Source organism: Paraburkholderia jirisanensis, from assembly GCF_054782355.1.
This window is the reverse complement of sequence record NZ_BAAGSQ010000026.1, coordinates 991,852-1,009,744: the sequence shown is the minus strand read 5'-3', so window position 1 is coordinate 1,009,744 and position 17,893 is coordinate 991,852. Positions and strand designations below refer to the sequence as shown.

Below are 17,893 nucleotides of genomic sequence, written 5' to 3'. Positions count from 1 at the left end.
TTAGCGATGCTCGAAGTGAACGGCCTGTGTGCCGGCTACGGTTCGATTCCGGTGCTGTACGACATCTCGCTTGAGCTCGGCAGCGGTGAGTCGCTCGGCATTCTCGGCCACAACGGCATGGGCAAAACAACCTTGCTACGCACACTGATCGGTGCGCTGCCGACTAGCGCCGGCTCGATCCGCTTCAAGGGCGAGGACATTACGCGCGCCGCGCCGCATACGCGGGCGCGGCGCGGCATCGCCTATGTGCCGCAAGGGCGCGAGATCTTTCCAACGTTGAGCGCGTACGACAACTTGCGCCTCGGCCTGGTCAAGACCGGCCGCAAGCCCGACGATGCATTGGAAGCCTTGCTCGACGATTTTCCGCGCCTCAAGCCGCTGCTCGAACGGCCTGGCGGCTCGCTGTCGGGCGGCGAACAGCAGCTGCTCGCGCTAGCTCGCGCGCTGGCGGGGGACCCCGTCTTGCTGTTACTCGACGAGCCGACCGAGGGCATCCAGCCGTCGATTATCGAGGAAATCGCCGAGACGTTGGCCACGCTGCGCGACAGCAAGGGCCTCACGATCGTGCTGGTCGAACAGAATCTCGACTTCATTGCCGCCGTATCGCAGCGCGTGCTGGTAATCCGGCGCGGGCAGATCGGCGATGAGATTCCGCGCGAACATCTCGGCGATCTGGAGATCGTTAGCCAGTACACAGGCGTGCACGCCTGACGTGCCATCGGCAACGGGCAGCGCACGCTGCCCGTTGCCCACACAACTTTCGTTAAGGCAGCTCAGCCGCCGATACACCAGCCGGCAAGGTCGCGCCATCACGCACGTAGAGCGGAATCTTGTCCATATCCGGCACGATGTTCAGTGTCTGGGGACCGGTCAGCGTTTGCCCGGTCCAGAAGTCGTGCCACGTGCCCGCCGGCAAATAGACCTGCCGCGCGCCGATGCCGAGCGTGGTCAGCACTGACGTGGCAGGCGCAACCAGCAGATCCGGCCCGAACAGATACTCGTCGTCGGCTGCCACCGCCGATGCGTCGCTCGGGTACGCGAACGGCAGCGGCCGCACGATCGGCGTACCGTCGCTGATATTCTGCTGCGCTGCTGCGGCAATGTACGGCACCAGACGGTCGTGCAACGTCGCATAGCGCCGATACACCGTCACCGCATTTTCGCTGACCCACCACGGCGGCACCGGCGTTTGCATCACCGGAGACAGCGCGCCCAGTTCGGTCCAGCGGATATAGGTGCCTTCAGTCGGCGTCAACAACGGATTGCTCTCGCCCGCCGCGCCGGTGTTCTGACGGCCGCCCGCATAGCCGCCGATGTCGCCGCCGGTAAACGAAAAGCCGCTCATCGCCTGCGATTCAAGACCGCGCAGCGCCTGCGTCAGGCCATCGTCGCCGGGCTCGCTCTGGTTGTCGGCTTCCCAATGGCCGGCCCAGCGCATCGAACCGTTCCAGCCGCCGCGCGCGAGAATCACGAAGTCGCCGGTCGGACGCTCCGTGTGGAATGCATCGAAAATCGCGTGATGGTATGCGTCGATGTACGCATTGTGGTTGAGCCGGTTCGGCAATCCGTTGTGCCATACCGACGTGTCCGACAGGTCTTCTTCGCCACGATCGACCTTGACGCCGTCCACACCGCGCCGGATCAAACCGCGCAAGCCGTCGCGCCACGATGCGTACGCATCCGGATTGGTGAAGTCGACGTGTATGTCGAGGCCTCGCGGCGGATAGTAGGTCGCTTCGTTGTTGTCAGGCCGGGTGCCGGTGATGGTCCAGCCCTTCGCCTGTGCATCGGTGGCAAAGGTGCCGTTGTAGTACGACGACAGCCACACCATCAGGCGTATGTTCTTTGCGTGCAGCTGCTGGATCATCGCGTCCGGGTCGGCAAAGCGCGTCGGGTCGAAATTGAAACTGCCCTGCCCCGCGTCCCATGGATTGTCGAGCCACACCGCGCCAAGCGGAATGTTGCGGCTCTGCATGCCGTCGACTAGCTGGTTGACCGAATCGGTACTCGTGTCGCCGTCCTGCCACACCATCGGGCGCCACATCCAGCTGGGCGGCGTCCATTGCGGGCGGCCGACGCGCGCCGTGTATGCCGACAGGATCTGCGCGGGCGTGCCGCGGTAGTAGACGATGTCGAGCGCGTTGTTTTCGATCGTCGCACGCACCGCGTCGGACCGTTCGTCGCTCTTCGCAAACACGATTTCGCCGCGTGCATCGGAATCGATGGCGGCGCCCGAGCCGGACGGCGACCAGAAGAACGACGCGGCGATTTCATTGGTCGACGTCTGCCGGTTCGAATCCGGACCATGGCTGATCCACAGCGGCAACGCGGTGCCGCGCAGATTCACCGATGAAAAACGCTGGCCGCCGCCGAACCAGGCTTGCCCGCTCGCGCTGGTCCATGCGGTCGACACAGCAGTCACGTTGGCTGCGGCCGGCGCGTAGTGCAGCCTCACGGAGCCATCGGTGGCATAGGTCAGGGTCAACGTTGCGCCCAGGCCGTCATCGGTGTTGACCGACACCGTGGCGACATTGCCTGCCAGCTGCACGGCGCTGACGCCGGTTGCGTAATGCCACTGCGCACCGTTCAGGTAGGCGAGCGGCTGGTAGGTGACTTGCGGCAGCCCCGGGTACGCCTGGTCGATGCCGTCCTGCAAATCGTGGAACCGTGCGTAATCGGGATTGACCAGTTGCATTTGCGCGCCGGACGCCGCGGCAGGTGCGTCTTCGAACAGCGTGCTGCCGCCGGTCGTGCCCCAGCGCGCATGCCAGTCGCCGCGATCGAGTGTCAGTGTCGTCGCGCCATCGGTAATGGTGAACTGCTTGTCCGTTTGCGACAGGCTCAAGCCGCTGGCACTGCTCGTGCCGCCACCACTGCCGGTGGATGCCGGTGCACCGCCATTGTCCGAATTGCCGCATGCGGCAACCACGAGTAGCACACTGGCTGAAAGCACATAGCTCTTTAGCGGATTCATTGCGCTGCTCCATTTAGGCAGTATGGCGACATGCGTACGCATATCGCACGAGCGGGTGCCGGCTCGTTGCGAAGACAAACGGTCATTCGGTTTAGACATCGGTGTGGTTCCGTCAAGCAATCGGGCAGATTTTTTACGCCTTTTTAGCGACTTCAGCCTTGTATGGAGGCCAATGAGGCGGCCATCTTAGTGACACTGAATTTCATTTGCGTGACGAAGCATTTATAGCTTTATGAATGGCTCGTTTGTTCTTTTCATAGGAAACACCGGTATTTTTTATTTCCAGGCGTTTGGAATTTATTTTTCGAACCAATAGGCCATTCATTCGATCGCGGCTGTCATGCACTTGACACCTTAAAATGCAGTAATTCCGCACCTGTCTCAATGCCGTTTGCGCTCGCGCATGGCAATTTTCTAATTCTCATTTAATCTGGAATAGCCAATCATGGACCGCCGCCATTTCCTCAAGTGGAGCAGCCTGATGACTGTCTCGGTCGCCAGCTCGACCGTGCTTAGCGCGTGCGGCGGAGACAACAGCAGCCATAGCGCAAGCAGTGGCGCATCCACCGCGAGCAGCACGCCCAATGCCTTTTCGCTGGGCGTCGCCTCCGGCGATCCGAAAGCGGACAGCGTCGTGCTATGGACACGCGTGGACGGCGGCGATGGCGAAGCGCCGATCAACGTCGCGCTGCAAGTCGCGCTCGATGCGGATTTCAAGTCGGTGGTGCTTGACACCAATGTCAATGCCGAAGCTCAATGGGACTACACGTTGCGCCACAAGGTGACCAATCTGAACGCGGGCACCGTCTACTATTACCGCTTCAGCGCCGGTTCGGTGGTCAGCACGACCGGCCGTACATGGACCACGCCGGCCGCGGGCCAGGCGCTCACGCAACTGCGCTTCGCGGTGATCTGCGCTCAGGACTGGAGCGTCAACCATTGGGCTGCGTTCGACGCGATGCAAAGCGAAGAGCTCGACTTTGTGGTGCACGTAGGCAACTACGTGTACGAACAGATCAATCGTCCCACGTCGATTACGCCGGCGCGCGATCCGCAGCATGGCAGCTTCGTGCTGCCGCAAGGCGCGAAGCTGGCCGACGGATCGATCTACGCAAGCTCGGTGGACGACTACCGGATGCTCTACAAGACCTATCGTTCCGACCCGCGGCTGCAACGCGTGCATGCGAAATGGCCGGTGATCGCGACGTGGGGCGACCACGAATTCTCCAACGACGCATGGCAAGACCACTCGACCTACACCGCTGACGATTCCACGCCGCAGACCGCACGCCGGCGCAATGCGAACCAGGCCTGGTTCGAATTCATGCCCGCCGATGTGTCGCTTTCGACAAGCGACCCATCGTTCCAGAACATCCAGATCTATCGCGCGTTCTCGTTCGGCGATCTGGCTACCCTTGTGATGACGGACGAGCGCCTGTACCGTGCCGACCATGAAGTCGCGCAAACCACGGATAGCGCAATCGGCAGCCGCTATGTAGTTGCAAAAAGCGCGGTGGACAATGCGGAACAGGGGCGCCTCGCCACCGCCGGCAATGCGCTGACGCCGGTATCGATGCTCGGCGACACGCAGCGGCAGTGGTGGCAACAGCAGATGAGCGGCGCCAAAACCGTGTGGAAACTGTGGGGCAATGAAGTACCGCTGCTGCGCATGCAGATCGACGGCTTCAATGAGGTTGTCAATGCGCTCACGCAGGCGGTAGTCAGCACGTCCGCCGCACTCCTGCCGTTCGAGACGACGCTGCGCAGCTTCATGCAAGGCGACCTGTCCGATGCGGTCGCGCAAAACCTGATACCCGCGCCGTTCGCGCGGCTGACGGCCTTCGGCAAGCAAGCGGGCTTTTCCGATGCGGACATCGCCGCAACGGTGGCCGGACTGAACCAGATGCTGCCGCCCTATTCGGCAATGACGATGTTGCTGATGAGCGCGGACCAATGGGACGGCTACAACGCCGAGCGCAAGAACCTGATGCAGTTTCTCGCCAACGGCGCGATCAGCAATGTGGTTGCGTTGAGCGGCAACCTCAATGCGTTCGTTGCTGGCACCGTGATGGACGATTTCGATGCCACGACGCCGCAGCCTGTGATGATCGATCTCGCGACGGCCGGCATTTCGAGTGAATCGCTGTTCCACGACTACGAAGCGATCCTGAACAGCAACGTTGCGACGCAGCCCTGGCTGAATCCGCTGTTTTCGGCTGGCACGCTTGCATCGCCCGACGATCTGCTGAAATCGAACAACCCGTGGCTCGCCTATACGGATACCGATGCGCAAGGCTACACCGTCGTCTCGCTGACCAGCGGCCAGTTGAGCGCCACGTTCAGGAAGGTCAACCCGATCGTCGGCGGCCAGGTGCCGGCCGTGGCCAATGCGATCGCGAGCTCACAGGTGGTGACGGTTGCCGCGAATACGATCGCAGTGAACGTGGTCGCCAGCCAGGCGACTTAGGCGGCGGCCTTCACTTGCGCGGCGCCTCGTTCGCCTTCAGGAAATCGATGAACGCGCGCAGCGGCGCCGGCACGTGACGACGCCCCGGATAGTACAGAAACGGCCCGGAAAAACGCTGCCACCATGGCTTCAGGATCGGCTCGAGCGCGCCGCTGTCCAGATGCGGGCGCAGCGCGTCTTCGTATAGGTGGATCACGCCGAGCCCTGCCACTGCAGTGGTGATCGCCAGATCGATTGCCGCGCCCGGGCGCACCAGCAGCGGCCCGGAGGGGTCGACGCGGATCACCTCGCCATTGCGTTCGAAATCCCATGTCGGTGTCGCGCCACCGGAAAACTGGCCGCGCAGGCACGCGTGTTTCAGCAGATCGCGCGGATGACGCGGCCTGCCGCGTGCCTCCAGGTATGCAGGCGCCGCGGCGGTCGCAAAACGCTGCACACGCGGGCCGATCGGCACCGCGATCATGTCCTGTGCAAGACGTTCGTCGTAACGGATGCCCGCATCGCAACCCGCCGCCAGCAGGTCGACGAAACCATCCTCCACGACTACCTCGACGCGAATCTCCGGGTACGTGCGAAGAAACTGCGCGAGGATCGGCGGCAGCACGATGCGCCCGATGCCGGCCGGCACGTTCAGCTTGAGTGTGCCGGCCGGTTTGTCGCGGTACACATTCAGCACGTCCAGCGCCGCCTCCATTTCGCTGAAGAGCGGCGTTAGCCGTTCCAGCAGGCGCTGCCCTGCCTCGGTCGGCGCGACGCTGCGCGTAGTGCGGTTCAACAGGCGCATGCCGAGCTTCGCTTCAAGACGTCGCACCGCCGTGCTCAGGCTTGCCGGCGATACACCATCGATGCGCGCGGCATCGCGAAAGCCGGCCGCGCGCGCCACCGCGACGAACACAGCAAGGTCGTTCATTTCCATCGCCATTGTTCACCTTTTTGAACAGCCTGTACAAACTGGATGGGATTATCTAACAACTTGCGCCGGCCCATACTGGCGTTCAAATCTTGTCGAGGAGAACGCAATGCCGAACTTCAAACCCGCTACCACGTTCGAAATGGCCGGACGGCCGGTGAACCGTATGGGCTACGGCGCGATGCAACTCGCCGGCCCCAATGTGTTCGGGCCGCCGAAGGATGCGCAGGCCGCCGCCGCGGTGCTGCGCGCGGCGCTCGAATCAGGCGTCGATCACATCGATACCAGCGATTTCTATGGGCCACACGTGACGAACCAGCTGATTCGCGAGGCGCTCGCACCGTATCCGGCCGATCTGACGATCGTCACCAAGCTAGGTGCGTTTCGCGGCGACGACGGTTCGTGGCAGCCCGCGCTCGAGCCGCAAGACCTCGAACGCGGTGCGCACGACAACCTGCGCAATCTCGGCGTCGACGTGCTCGATATCGTCAACGTGCGGATTTTCGGCAATGTGCATACGCCCGCCGAAGGATCGATCGAAAAACAGGTCGAGGCGCTGGCCGAACTGCGGCATAGAGGGCTCGTGCGCCATATCGGCCTGAGCAATGTGACGTCGGCGCAGGTTGCCGAGGCGCGCAGCATTGTGCCGATCGTTTGCGTGCAGAATCTGTACAACGTCGTGCAGCGTGACGACGATGCTTTGATCGATGAACTCGCGGCGCAAGGCATCGCGTATGTGCCGTTTTTTCCGCTCGGCGGCTTTACGCCGATCCAGTCGGACGCGCTGTCAGGCATTGCCACTGCGCTTGGCGCAACGCCGAAGCAGGTGGCGCTCGCGTGGCTGCTGTATCGATCGCCGAACATCCTGCTGATTCCGGGCACGTCGTCGCTCGCGCATCTGCGTGAGAACCTCGCGGCTGCACAACTCGAACTGCCGGACGCAGTGCTTGAGCAGTTGAATGCGCTCAGCAGCAAAGGCGGTGACGCTTGATGGTATGCGAGGCGGTGTGTGGCTGTGCCTGCAGCACACGCAGGCGCTGCGCATCGGTGACGCTGTATTGCGCGAATGTCATCGCCAAGCCACGCGTCGTGTGAATTCACGCCACCGGCGGCGCGCGGCGCACGACCGCAACGCTGAGTGCAAGCGAACCGCGCGACGTCACCGCACGCCGCTCAGGTAACACATCCGGCTGCGCCGCGGCATCCGCGAGGCCGCGGTACAACGCGGGCTGTCGCGCAGCGCGCCAGTGCCGGCCAATGTTTTCGCGTGCCAGCGCGAGATCGAGTTCTGCGCATACGAATGGCGCGTCCTCGTTAGCACCCGCGCCGTTTGACTGGGCGCTATCAGCGAGCAGACTGCCGTGCGGATCGACGATCATCGCCGTACCGCACGGATGCGTACCGTCCGCTTCATCATTGCCGCCGTCGCTGAACACCACGAACGTGCCGTTGTCCAGTGCTCGTCCCGGCCACGTGCGACCCAGCAGTTGCCGCGTGTCTGCGCCGCTGCTCGTCTGTGCGGCCCGGTTGGCGCGATACGGTGCGATCAGCAGGTTCGCGCCCATCAGTGCCGTCATCCGCGCATTCTCGCTCGCATGATTGTCGGCGCCGACCAGAATGCCCGCGTGGACGCCCCAACCTGTATCGAACACGGTGAATGCCGCTCCGCCGGCAATGCTGCGGTGTCCGGCGCAGACGAGCTGCCGATGGCGTACCCGCAGCCCGCCCGGCATACAAACCGCGTAGCTGTTGAACAGGCGCCCGTCGATGCCGCGCTCGAGCCAGCCGACGCCGGCGGCCACGCCAGTGCGCTCTACCGCTTGCGCTACCGCGTCAATCGAAGCGCCTTCAAATGGCTCGGCGAGCGCGTCGAGTTGCGCGCGGCGCTCCCGTGCGCCGATCCTCACACCGCTGACGCTGGCCTCCGGAAACACCGCGAGCCGGATGTCATGCGTCACCGCCCGCTCGAGCGCGGCAACGATCCGTGCGACGTTGTGCGGTGCGTCGCCGTAGCGCGCGCTAAATGGAACCGCCGCAACCCGCAGCGTTGAAACAGGCGACGCACCCATGACGTTCAACCCACCAGTCAAAGAAGCCAGTCGCTATTGAACTGCTACACGATCGATCAGTAAAATGAATTATTCGAGCTGTTCGATTACTATCTGGAATTGAATGAATGGAAATCCGCCTGCTGCGTGCTTTTTTGACCGTCGCCGAATTGCGTCACTTCGGCCGCGCTGCCGACGCACTGGCGCTCAGCCAGCCTGCACTCAGCAAGCAGATCGTGGCCCTCGAGGAAAATGTCGGCGCGCGGCTGTTCGAGCGCGGCCGGCACGGCGCCGAGCTGACGCCATTCGGCGCGGCGTTTCTCGTGGATGCGCAGAGCCTCGTGCGCGACGCCGACGCGGTACTCGCACGTGCCCGCGAAGCAAGCAGCGGTAAGCGCGGCTTTTTGCGGGTCGGCCTTGGGCTGTCGACACTAAGCTTCGCGCCGCCGCTGATCGCCGCATTCCGGCGGCTGCACCCGAATGTCGGCGTGACGTTGAACGATATGTCGTCCGCCGAGCAAACCCGCTACCTGATGTCAGGCAAGCTCGATATCGGCTTCGTGCGCTTGCCGGCCGACCCCGCGCTGGCTTCGTTCGCGGTGGTCAACGAAGCGCTGGCGCTGGCCGTGCCTCAGCATGCGCGCTGGAAACGCCTGCCGGCAGATTTGCAGCAGTTGAACGATCCCGGTTTCATTACGCTCGCCCGCAGTCGCGGGCCAGGGCTCGCCGCGCAGATCGACCTGTGGTGCGGCAAGCGCGGCTTCGTACCAAACGTGATTCAACAGACCGACGATATCCAGTCGGTGCTGGCATCGGTGGCGGCGGGAGTCGGTGCGGCGTTCTTGCCGTCGCACGCACAGTACCTGCTGCGCGATGCGCGCGTGCTGAAACTGGGCGGCGACGCGGCGCAGTGGCAGGTCGGCATCGCATGGCGCGCCGACCGCGACGACCCGGTTACGCAGCGCTTTGTCGCGTATGTGCGGGACGCGGTGAAGAAGCGGAATTGAAGCCGCGGGCGCGCGCCGCGCACACAGCGCAGCAGGGTGAGCTTGCTGCGCTCATGTTGCGTGGCGCGCCGCCCACGTTACGACCGTTGCCGCAGCGTGCCTACCACGCCGCCGTCAACGCATCGACGCCGCGCAGGTTGCCGCGTTTGTTCCAGCTCAGCTGGTCGAGCCCGGTCAGCCTGAGCTCCGGCAAGCGCTCGAGCAACACGCCGAGCGCGGTTTCCAGCTCGATCAATGCCAGCCGGTAGCCGAGGCAATGGTGAATGCCGGCGCCGAAAGTCTGCACACGCCCTTCGTCGCGATCGATGTTCAGGCGGTCCGGCTCCGTAAATTTAGCCGGATCGCGGTTGGCGGCTCCCAGCGACAGGAACAGCACCGTGCCGCGCGGAATCCGCACGCCGGCCACTTCGACATCCTCCTGCGCCGAGCGCACCGTGTTCTGCACTGAGCCGTCGTAGCGCAGGCATTCGAGCACAGCTCGTGGAACTCGCGCGTGATCGCCCTTCAGCAGTTCGAGTTGCTGCGGATTGCGATGCAGCGCGATCAGCATGTTGCCGATCATGTTCGACGTGGTCTCGTGCCCAGCCAGAAACAGCAGGATCACGTTCGATACGATTTCGTCATGAGAAAGCGTCTCGCCGTTTTCTTCGACGGCAATCAGCATCGAGATCAGGTCGCTGCCGGGTTTCGTGCGGCGCGCCTCGATCACCTCGCCGAAATACTGCTCGAGAAGTGCGTATGCATCGCTGCACTTTTGCAGTTCCTCGGCGGCGAGCGGCGCGGGTTCAAACACCTTCGCGATCTGGCTTGCCGCGCTACCCACCCGGTTCGCATGTTCGACAGGTACGTCCAGCATGCGGCAGATGATCTCGACCGGCAGCGGAAACGCGAATTCAGCGCTCAGGTCGGCGCTGCCGCGGCTTTCGAATGCATCGACGAGGCGCTGTGCGGTCGTGTGCGCGATCTCGCGCATGCTTTCGATCTGGCGCGCATTGAAGACTTTCATCATCAGGCTGCGCAAACGCGTGTGCACGGGCGGATTGACCAGCAGGAACATCCGGGCAAAGCCCTGGAACAGCGGCATGTTCGGACCCGCCTCGCCGTAGCGCAGGCGGATGCTTGCCATATAGTCCTTGCCGATGCGGCGATCGGACAACAGCGTGTCGACCACGTCGTAGTGCCCCGACATCAGCGCGTTCGGCCCAATGGGCACCAACGGGCCTGCGGCACGCAGCGCCTGATAGGTTGGGTAAGGATTGTCGAAGAACGCAGGGGTCGCGAGATCAGCGAGTTTCATTGAGGACGGCTCGTCAGATGGAGGTGGGAATACACCGATACCCTTGGAACACCTGATACGAGCATTTATTCCATCGCGCCGCGACGAGCGGCGCGTGCACCTGTCCCCAAGCCTCAGTCAAGCTTCGTCCAGCTCGGCCCCGCGCGTTTCGGGTAGCGCCGTGACGCTCAGCAACAGCAACGCATAAGCGAACACCGCGAACATCGCAATCGCATTGGCCAGCCCGAAGTGTTTCGAGAACAGGCCGACCAGAGTCGGGAACAGTGCGCCCATGCCGCGTCCGAAGTTGTAGCAAAAGCCCTGCCCCGAACCGCGCATCCGGGTCGGATACAGCTCTGTCAAAAATGGCCCGACACCGGACAGGTAACCGCTCGAGAACAAGCCGAGGGGAAAACCGAGCCACAGCACCGCGCTGTTGCTGAGCGCGAGTTGCGTGTAGACGAGCACCGCGACAATCGCGACGATCGAGAACGATACGAATAGCGTTTTGCGGCCGAAGCGGTCGGAAATCCATGCACCGGCCAGATAGCCGGTAATACTGCCCGCGATCAGGAACCCCAGATAACCGGTCGAGTTGATCACGCTCAGATGCCGTTCGGTCTTCAGAAAGGTCGGCACCCACGTCGAGATTGCATAGTAGCCGCCCTGGCAGCCCATCATGAACAGCGAGCCGAGCACGGTAGTGCGCAGGCTCGCGCCACGGAAGATATCGAGCAGCGACGGCGTCGACTCGCTGCGCTCGGCCTTGCCGCGCGCGCGTTCGGCGATGCGCGGCTCGTGCACGTGGCGGCGTGCGTAGATCAGCAGCAGCGCCGGCAGCGCGCCGGCCGCAAACATCGCGCGCCACGCCAGATGCGCGGGCAGCAGAGAAAACATCACGGCCTGCAACAGCACCGCGGCACCCCAGCCGACGCCCCACGCCGACTGCACCGAGCCGACCGCGCGGCCGCGATAGGCCGGCCGGATCGTCTCGCCGATCAGCACCGCACCGGCGGCCCACTCGCCGCCGAAACCGAAACCGAGCAACGCGCGCGCAGTCATCAACTGGTCGAAGTTCTGCACGAACGCGCATACGAGGCTGAAGAAGCAGAACCATGCGACTGTCAGCTGCAAGGTGCGCACCCGGCCGATGCGGTCCGCCAGATAACCGGACAGCCAGCCGCCGACCGCAGAGGTCAGCAGCGTGACGGTCACCGCGAACCCCGCGATGCCCGCATCGACCTGCCAAAGCGCGGTGATTGTGCCAATCACCAGCGGGTAGATCATGAAATCGAGCGAATCGAGACCCCAGCCGAGGAAGCAGGTCCAGAATGCGCGCCGCTCGGGCGATGTCATCTGCCGATAGAACGCGGCGAGGCTGGTGTCGTCTTCGCGGACTGTCGTGCTCATCGAGCCTCCGGGGCAGCGATGAGGTGCAAGTGCGATGTGGTTTGCGCCGTGGTTTTCGACACTGCTGCTGTGCATGCAGCGGCAGCGCCGTGCCCGCCGTGACCCTGACTCATCCGCTCGTCTCCTTCGTTCCGTTCGGGAACGCGTCGTGGGCAAGCCGTCGATTGGCTTTCGGCTTGGGCCCCTCCGCCGGCAACGCAGTGCTGATGCCGTGCGGTCGCGCTATCGTCTGACGGCGCAGTGTGGCGGATGTTCAGAAATATTGTCAATAATCTTGTCGATGAGAAATGGATGGCCTTACAGGGATGGTTTAAGGCCCGGGGTCTTGCGCTCGCGCCACGGCAGCGTCGCGAGAAACTGCTCGATTGCCTCGTTGAGCGCCGCGCGCTTGACGCCGTCCAGTGCTTCGATGGAAAGGCCCGAGAACACCGTAACGCAAAGGCTGGCCAGCGCTTTCGTATCCGCATCGGGGTTCAGTTCGCCTTGCGCTTTCGCCTGCGCAAGCCGCGCGGCAATGGCCTGCGCCACGTTTCGCCTGAGTTTGCGCAAGAATTCGCGCAACTCGGGGTGAGCCGCACTGACGCTCATGCCGCTCAGAAAAATCATGCAGCCGCGTGGCGCCTGCGCCCCCGTAAACAGCGCCACGCTGGTGCGAAACATCGCCCGCAACGCGTCGCGCGCCGATTCGTGCGCCTGCAGTTCGCGGAAAGCCGCGCCGCCCTCTTCCCGCACATATAGTTCGACGGCCTCGCGAAACAGCGTTTCCTTGCTGCCGAATGCCGCATAAAGGCTTGGCGAATTGATGGACATCGCATCGTTCAGATCGCCCATCGAACACGCGTCGAAACCCTTCTTCCAGAAGACCTCCATCGCGCGCCGCAAGGCGGCCGCCCGGTCGAATTCCCGCGGGCGGCCTCGTGGCCGGTGCCCGACACCCTCTTCATTCGTTGACATACGTCACCTTGTTGCGGATTGAGCAACTCATTTATGTATCGATATCGACAAAAATAACTGGACGTGGGACGGCCGTCAATGATTAAATCCGTACCGGTCGTTACATAAATAGGCGGTGCATCTGTAGCTGGCTCGAACCGATCGGGTTTCACGGGTTTGAGCGACTGATCTGCCCTGTTATCCAATCAAGGAGTGAAAGATGAAAGCGATTCTGTCTGCAGTTGCTGTCGCGGCGTTACTCGCCGGCCCCGTCGTGTCGCAAGCGCAAACCGTGTCGCACGACACCGCCAAAACCTATGCGGTATTCGTCGATCAGCCGACTGGCTTCACGTTCGTGAAGATGCCGACCGGCTGGAAGTTCGTGGGTGCGGTTTCGCAGGAAGAAGCGCGTCACGTACCGGCAACCGTGCTGACCAAGGTCAGCGCAGTCGATGCGCCGGCAAGCGTTGAAACGACGGCAGCGAAGTAAGCGTGGCTGCATGGCAGCGCGTGTGGAAGACCGCACGCGCGTGCTGCGGGCCGTTACTGTTTGCTCAAGGTTCGATACAGTTCGTTGGCGCGCGCATGGCTTCGGCGGCGGCCTCGCCATCGCGTCGCGGGATGGCATCGAAGCCCAATGGAGCACGGATAGGTATCCGCCCCCTGTAGCGCGGTTTGCCTGGAGCTCAACACCGGCATCGCCAGCATCGGTGTGTGTGGCACAGCGGCATCAACACGGCGCGCGCCGCTTCGATCACACTATCAGGCACAAGCCTGGCGCGCGATGAATGGATGAAGGCTGAGAGGTTACCCGGAGAGCGCGCCAGCATGCTCTCCGGTGCGAGGTGATACGGGCCAATGGCCCGCGTCGCCGCTGTGTGGTTCAGTTAGAACCGGTGCTGCATGCCGATGCGCAATGCCAGCTGGCTCTGCGCATCGCTACCCGAATTGCCGATGAAATTCGCAGCCTTGCCGATCATCGCCTGCACCGGCACGCCGTTGTTCGAGCCCCCGGCCTTCTGATACGCCGCGAGCAAGTAGACCGTCGTGCGCTTGCTCAGTTGATACTCAACAGAACTGTTGATCTGATTCCACGTGCCGTTCGCCGCGCCGGTGAGCTGCGTATGCGTATAGCCGATGGTGCCGGCGAGCATCGGCTCGAACTTGTAGACCACACCGCCTTCGTAGATATTCAGCATGGCCGCGCTGTGATCGAGATTCTCGAGGCGTGTGTTGGTCCACAGTGCATAGGCAAGTGCTGGCCCGTACTCATACTTCGCCCCGACGCCCAGTGAACGCAGATCGCGCGCGCCAACCGCCGGCACGTTGGCTAGCGTCAGTTTCAGCGCCGGTCCGACCTGCAGCGGATACGAGATGTCCGTATACGCGAACGCCATGCTGAACGGACCATGGTTGTAGTCGACACCGAAGCTATAGCTGCGCGACGAACCGTTCGTACCGCCCACGCCCTGAGAGCCACCGAATTCGCCTGCCTGGTTCGAGAATCCGTACATTGCACCCACTTTGAAGCCATAGGTGCGTACGCTGTCGAATTTCACGGAGTTGTTGATCCGCACCGAGGACAGCAAATCGAGTGTGTTGATGTGATAGAAATAGGCATCGCCCGCGGTCAGACCACCGGTTGAATAACGATTCAGATAGTCGTGCGCGAAAGGATACTGACGCCCCATCGTAAACGTGCCTACTCCAGTCTTGCTCACACCGACGAATGCCTGACGCCCGAATAGCGCACCGCCCTGGCCAAGCGTGCCATTCAGACCGAAACCGTTTTCGAGCGTGAATACCGCCTTATAGCCGCCACCGAGATCTTCGACGCCCTTGAGCCCGAAGCGGTCACCACCATCGATACCATCATCGAATTTGAACAGGCTGTGGCTATGACCGTTCGCCGCAGCAGTGTGGTTCACATAGGTGACACCTGCATCGATCAGTCCGTATAGCGTTACGCTGCTTTGCGCGTGTACTGCTCCTCCAACTCCTCCTAATGCTAACGCACAGACTATTTTCTTCGTTTTACGATTCACGTCTTCGGCCTCCTGAATTTATAAAGCAGATTGAACAAGCCACATAAATTATCTTTTCAACTGATTCCGCCATTCGGGCACTTCATGATGCTGTCTGATCAGACAGTCAGTAATAAGAAAATCACAACAAATCTCACGACTGCCTGTCATCTCATTTTCAACTAAGGGTTCCTAATAAACCATGGCAACATTGCCCCTTCTGCCGAAGCGGAATCGGCGGAATGGAATTGCACGTTATTGGTTATTGACTACAGCAGAATTCGAGTCGAATTGGCACGTTCACCGGATGACCGTCCGATAGCGCCATGCGAACACGCAAAGCCTTCACAGCGGCTCGCGCAAAGGCCACGCACAAAGTGCGTCGCAATAGTAGTGTGTTTATGAATTGGCGTGCGCCGCATGCGCATCAACACTGCGGCCGGCGAGATCATCGCCGTTGCACTGTGAGGCGTCGCGCGAGTTTGTTGCGCAACGCCCCATGGGCTGCCTTAGCTGCCTAGATACGCGCCGCCGTTGGCATGAATCACCTGGCCCGTCAGGTAGCGCGCCTTGTCGCTGCACAGGAATCCGACGACGCTTGCCACCTCTTCCGGCAAGCCGCGTCGGCCGAGCAGGGTCTTGCGTTCCGCGTGGTGCGCCGGCTCCGCATTGCCTGCAGCGCCGCCGCGTTGCGTGGCGATCAGGCCCGGTACCACGCAGTTGGCCGTGATGTTGTCCGGCGCGAGATCGTGCGCGAGCGCGCGCGTCAGACCAACGAGGCCTGCCTTTGCGGCGATCACGTGTGCACGTCCCGCCGAGCCCGCATGCGCCGACATGCCGCCGATATTGACGATCGCACCGCCACCGGCTTTGCGCAGGTACGGCAATGCGGCGCGCGCGCACAGGTACGCACCGTCCAGAATCACCGACATCACTTCGCGCCACTGCTGCCAGTCGAGGTCTTCGAACGCCACTTCGCGCCGCAGCGCTGCGTTGTTCACCAGTATGTCGATCTGCCCGAAACGCCGCGCAGCGGCATCCATCAACGCTTGCGCGCCGTCGAGCTCGCTCACGTCGGCGAGCTCGACTACCGCGCGCCCGCCAATCGCTTCGATTGCACGCACCGTCTCCGCTGCTTCGTCCACCGAGCTGCGTGCGTTCACGACGATCGTCGCGCCCGACGCCGCGAGTTCGAGCGCGATTGCCCGTCCGATGTTGCGTGCGGCGCCGGTAACCACGGCGACGCGTTCGCGCGATACTGCATTCATGACTGTGCCTCCAGAGACTTTGTAGAATTAACAGGTTCGTTGGGCGCCTGCAGGCGACGGTCCGGGCGAATCCAGAACGCGAGGCAGACACCGATCAGCAGCAGCACGATCGACATCACGAACGGCACGCGATAGCTGCCGGTCATGTCGGTCACGATGCCGAACGCGAGCGGCGACACGATCGCGGCAAGGCCCGCTGCGGTGCTGACAAAGCCGCTTGCAACGCCGGCGAATGCAGGCGCCACGTCCATCGGCACGGCCCAGATCGGCCCTTCGGTCGCTTCGAGACAGAACAGCGCGCCGGCAAGGCACAACGTAATCACGGTCGGATTGCGCACGAACAGCACGCACGACAGCAAGATCAGCGAACCGAGGAAGCCGAATACGATTACGTTGCGGCGCGCCTTGTTCACATCGCCGGTACGCCGATAGATGGCGTCCGTCAGCATGCCGCCGGCCGTATCGCCGATTACGCCCGCGAGAAATACGCCCGACGTAAACAGTGCCGAGTGCTTGAGGTCGATCCCATACTCGCCGACGAAGAAGCTCGGCAGCCAGCTCAGATAGAGCCACAGCGTCCATGCGTGGCAAAAAAACACCAGCGTCACCGGCATGATGCGCTTGATCAGCGGCCACCACGGTACCGCCGTGCGATGGCGCGGACCGGTGTAGGCCGGCAGCACGTCGATCTCGGCTTGCGTGACGCCACGGTGCGTGCGCGGATCGTCGCGGAAATAGAGTAGCCACACCGCAACCCACACGAAACTCACGCAACCCAGCGCTCCGAACGAGCCGCGCCAGCCGAGCACTGGGAACAGCAAGACCAGCAGCGGCGGCGTAATCGTCGCAGCTGCGCGCGCGGCTGCGTGCGTAAAGCCCTGTGCAAAACCGCGCCGCGCGACCGGCACCCAGTTCGTCATCGCGCGCGTCGCATTGGGGATGGTGCCCGCTTCGCCGAGACCGACGCACATACGCGCAAACACCAGCGTGCTGAGACCGCCGACCACGCCTGTAGTCAGCGTACCGATCGCCCACAGCAGCCCGGAGATGGCCAACATGCGGCGCGGCCCAATGCGGTCACCCAGATACCCATTGATGATCTGAAACGTCGCGTAGCAGTAACCGAACGCAGACAGCGCGATACCCAGCTGCGTGTTGCTCAGATGCAATTCCGATTTCAACAGCGGAGCGGCAATCGACAGGTTGACCCGGTCGATGTACTCGATGAAATACATCGCGCAGATCAGTATGAAGACGCGCCCCGTTGCGCCTCTGAACATGTTCGTCTTCATCGTGCGTGATCCCGCTGATTGCGTTGCTGCATGTTGCGTCTCCGTATGAGCCGCGCTGCCGTGGCAGCTTGCGCGGCTAGCCTTACAAGTTCGTGATGCTTGCTGGTTGCTCGCTGATGCGTGGTCGCTTCGTTATTGCGTTGCGCGGCGTTGTATTGTGTGACAGATCAGGCAGGGAGATTGACGAGTGTCGCCGGCCGGCGTACGAATGAAGCCCGTCCGCGGACCGGTAGGTGCAACAGGAAACGCCATGGAGTCTCCGACGGAGCGACACACCACCCTAC

14 protein-coding genes are annotated in these 17,893 nt (G+C 62.6%); 5 read left to right on the top strand and 9 right to left on the bottom strand.

The window, feature by feature from the left end:
* Window positions 1-6: 6 nt before the first annotated feature.
* Entirely contained in the window at window positions 7-711 is a 705-nt protein-coding gene (locus tag ACYVNQ_RS20815) for an ABC transporter ATP-binding protein (protein WP_460904467.1), read from the top strand.
* 52 nt (window positions 712-763) lie between these two features.
* On the opposite strand, the gene ACYVNQ_RS20810 is transcribed toward ACYVNQ_RS20815, so the two are convergent.
* Window positions 764-2,974: a TIM-barrel domain-containing protein gene (locus ACYVNQ_RS20810; protein ID WP_460904466.1), complete on the bottom strand. Its 2,211-nt coding sequence runs from the start codon at window positions 2,972-2,974 to the stop codon at window positions 764-766.
* Window positions 2,975-3,419: 445 nt separating this feature from the next.
* Here ACYVNQ_RS20810 and ACYVNQ_RS20805 point away from each other — a divergent pair, with 445 nt between their 5' ends.
* Window positions 3,420-5,441 carry an alkaline phosphatase D family protein gene (locus ACYVNQ_RS20805; protein WP_460904465.1) on the top strand — a complete coding sequence of 674 codons (2,022 nt, stop codon included), beginning with the start codon at window positions 3,420-3,422 and terminating at the stop codon, window positions 5,439-5,441.
* 10 nt (window positions 5,442-5,451) lie between these two features.
* On the opposite strand, the gene ACYVNQ_RS20800 is transcribed toward ACYVNQ_RS20805, so the two are convergent.
* Window positions 5,452-6,357 carry a LysR family transcriptional regulator gene (locus tag ACYVNQ_RS20800; RefSeq protein ID WP_460904464.1) on the bottom strand — a complete coding sequence of 302 codons (906 nt, stop codon included), beginning with the start codon at window positions 6,355-6,357 and terminating at the stop codon, window positions 5,452-5,454.
* A gap of 103 nt (window positions 6,358-6,460) precedes the next feature.
* Here ACYVNQ_RS20800 and ACYVNQ_RS20795 point away from each other — a divergent pair, with 103 nt between their 5' ends.
* Entirely contained in the window at window positions 6,461-7,342 is an 882-nt protein-coding gene (locus tag ACYVNQ_RS20795) for an aldo/keto reductase family oxidoreductase (protein WP_460904463.1), read from the top strand.
* Window positions 7,343-7,448: 106 nt separating this feature from the next.
* Here ACYVNQ_RS20795 and ACYVNQ_RS20790 read toward each other — a convergent pair whose 3' ends face one another.
* Window positions 7,449-8,420 (bottom strand): nitrilase-related carbon-nitrogen hydrolase, encoded by a 972-nt coding sequence (locus ACYVNQ_RS20790; protein ID WP_460904462.1) that lies wholly within the window; start codon window positions 8,418-8,420, stop codon window positions 7,449-7,451.
* A 107-nt stretch (window positions 8,421-8,527) separates the two neighbouring features.
* Between ACYVNQ_RS20790 and ACYVNQ_RS20785 the strand changes: the two genes are divergently transcribed.
* Window positions 8,528-9,406, top strand: a complete 879-nt coding sequence (locus tag ACYVNQ_RS20785; protein ID WP_460904460.1) for a LysR family transcriptional regulator — start codon at window positions 8,528-8,530, stop codon at window positions 9,404-9,406.
* 100 nt (window positions 9,407-9,506) lie between these two features.
* Here ACYVNQ_RS20785 and ACYVNQ_RS20780 read toward each other — a convergent pair whose 3' ends face one another.
* From ACYVNQ_RS20780 to ACYVNQ_RS20770, 3 genes are all read right to left on the bottom strand, one after another.
* Window positions 9,507-10,703 (bottom strand): cytochrome P450, encoded by a 1,197-nt coding sequence (locus ACYVNQ_RS20780; protein WP_460904459.1) that lies wholly within the window; start codon window positions 10,701-10,703, stop codon window positions 9,507-9,509.
* 117 nt (window positions 10,704-10,820) lie between these two features.
* Entirely contained in the window at window positions 10,821-12,092 is a 1,272-nt protein-coding gene (locus tag ACYVNQ_RS20775) for an MFS transporter (RefSeq protein WP_460904458.1), read from the bottom strand.
* A 297-nt stretch (window positions 12,093-12,389) separates the two neighbouring features.
* Window positions 12,390-13,046 (bottom strand): TetR/AcrR family transcriptional regulator, encoded by a 657-nt coding sequence (locus ACYVNQ_RS20770; protein WP_460904457.1) that lies wholly within the window; start codon window positions 13,044-13,046, stop codon window positions 12,390-12,392.
* 199 nt (window positions 13,047-13,245) lie between these two features.
* Between ACYVNQ_RS20770 and ACYVNQ_RS20765 the strand changes: the two genes are divergently transcribed.
* Window positions 13,246-13,515 (top strand): hypothetical protein, encoded by a 270-nt coding sequence (locus tag ACYVNQ_RS20765; RefSeq protein WP_460904456.1) that lies wholly within the window; start codon window positions 13,246-13,248, stop codon window positions 13,513-13,515.
* Window positions 13,516-13,912: 397 nt separating this feature from the next.
* Here the strand turns inward: ACYVNQ_RS20765 and ACYVNQ_RS20760 are convergent, their stop codons facing one another.
* From ACYVNQ_RS20760 to ACYVNQ_RS20750, 3 genes are all read right to left on the bottom strand, one after another.
* Complete coding sequence (locus tag ACYVNQ_RS20760; RefSeq protein ID WP_460904455.1) at window positions 13,913-15,070, bottom strand: porin; 1,158 nt, start codon at window positions 15,068-15,070, stop codon at window positions 13,913-13,915.
* A 488-nt stretch (window positions 15,071-15,558) separates the two neighbouring features.
* Complete coding sequence (locus ACYVNQ_RS20755; RefSeq protein ID WP_460904454.1) at window positions 15,559-16,317, bottom strand: SDR family NAD(P)-dependent oxidoreductase; 759 nt, start codon at window positions 16,315-16,317, stop codon at window positions 15,559-15,561.
* Window positions 16,314-17,609 (bottom strand): MFS transporter, encoded by a 1,296-nt coding sequence (locus ACYVNQ_RS20750; RefSeq protein ID WP_460904453.1) that lies wholly within the window; start codon window positions 17,607-17,609, stop codon window positions 16,314-16,316. The genes ACYVNQ_RS20755 and ACYVNQ_RS20750 overlap by 4 nt, the downstream gene beginning before the upstream one ends.
* Window positions 17,610-17,893: the final 284 nt, after the last annotated feature.

What these genes read in the sequence shown, in the direction of transcription:
- ACYVNQ_RS20815 (WP_460904467.1), top strand. Translation starts at nt 7, where the DNA reads ATGCTCGAAGTGAACGGCCTGTGTGCCGGCTACGGTTCGATTCCGGTG.
- ACYVNQ_RS20810 (WP_460904466.1), bottom strand. Translation starts at nt 2,974, where the DNA reads ATGAATCCGCTAAAGAGCTATGTGCTTTCAGCCAGTGTGCTACTCGTG.
- ACYVNQ_RS20805 (WP_460904465.1), top strand. Translation starts at nt 3,420, where the DNA reads ATGGACCGCCGCCATTTCCTCAAGTGGAGCAGCCTGATGACTGTCTCG.
- ACYVNQ_RS20800 (WP_460904464.1), bottom strand. Translation starts at nt 6,357, where the DNA reads ATGGAAATGAACGACCTTGCTGTGTTCGTCGCGGTGGCGCGCGCGGCC.
- ACYVNQ_RS20795 (WP_460904463.1), top strand. Translation starts at nt 6,461, where the DNA reads ATGCCGAACTTCAAACCCGCTACCACGTTCGAAATGGCCGGACGGCCG.
- ACYVNQ_RS20790 (WP_460904462.1), bottom strand. Translation starts at nt 8,420, where the DNA reads ATGGGTGCGTCGCCTGTTTCAACGCTGCGGGTTGCGGCGGTTCCATTT.
- ACYVNQ_RS20785 (WP_460904460.1), top strand. Translation starts at nt 8,528, where the DNA reads ATGGAAATCCGCCTGCTGCGTGCTTTTTTGACCGTCGCCGAATTGCGT.
- ACYVNQ_RS20780 (WP_460904459.1), bottom strand. Translation starts at nt 10,703, where the DNA reads ATGAAACTCGCTGATCTCGCGACCCCTGCGTTCTTCGACAATCCTTAC.
- ACYVNQ_RS20775 (WP_460904458.1), bottom strand. Translation starts at nt 12,092, where the DNA reads ATGAGCACGACAGTCCGCGAAGACGACACCAGCCTCGCCGCGTTCTAT.
- ACYVNQ_RS20770 (WP_460904457.1), bottom strand. Translation starts at nt 13,046, where the DNA reads ATGTCAACGAATGAAGAGGGTGTCGGGCACCGGCCACGAGGCCGCCCG.
- ACYVNQ_RS20765 (WP_460904456.1), top strand. Translation starts at nt 13,246, where the DNA reads ATGAAAGCGATTCTGTCTGCAGTTGCTGTCGCGGCGTTACTCGCCGGC.
- ACYVNQ_RS20755 (WP_460904454.1), bottom strand. Translation starts at nt 16,317, where the DNA reads ATGAATGCAGTATCGCGCGAACGCGTCGCCGTGGTTACCGGCGCCGCA.
- ACYVNQ_RS20750 (WP_460904453.1), bottom strand. Translation starts at nt 17,609, where the DNA reads ATGAAGACGAACATGTTCAGAGGCGCAACGGGGCGCGTCTTCATACTG.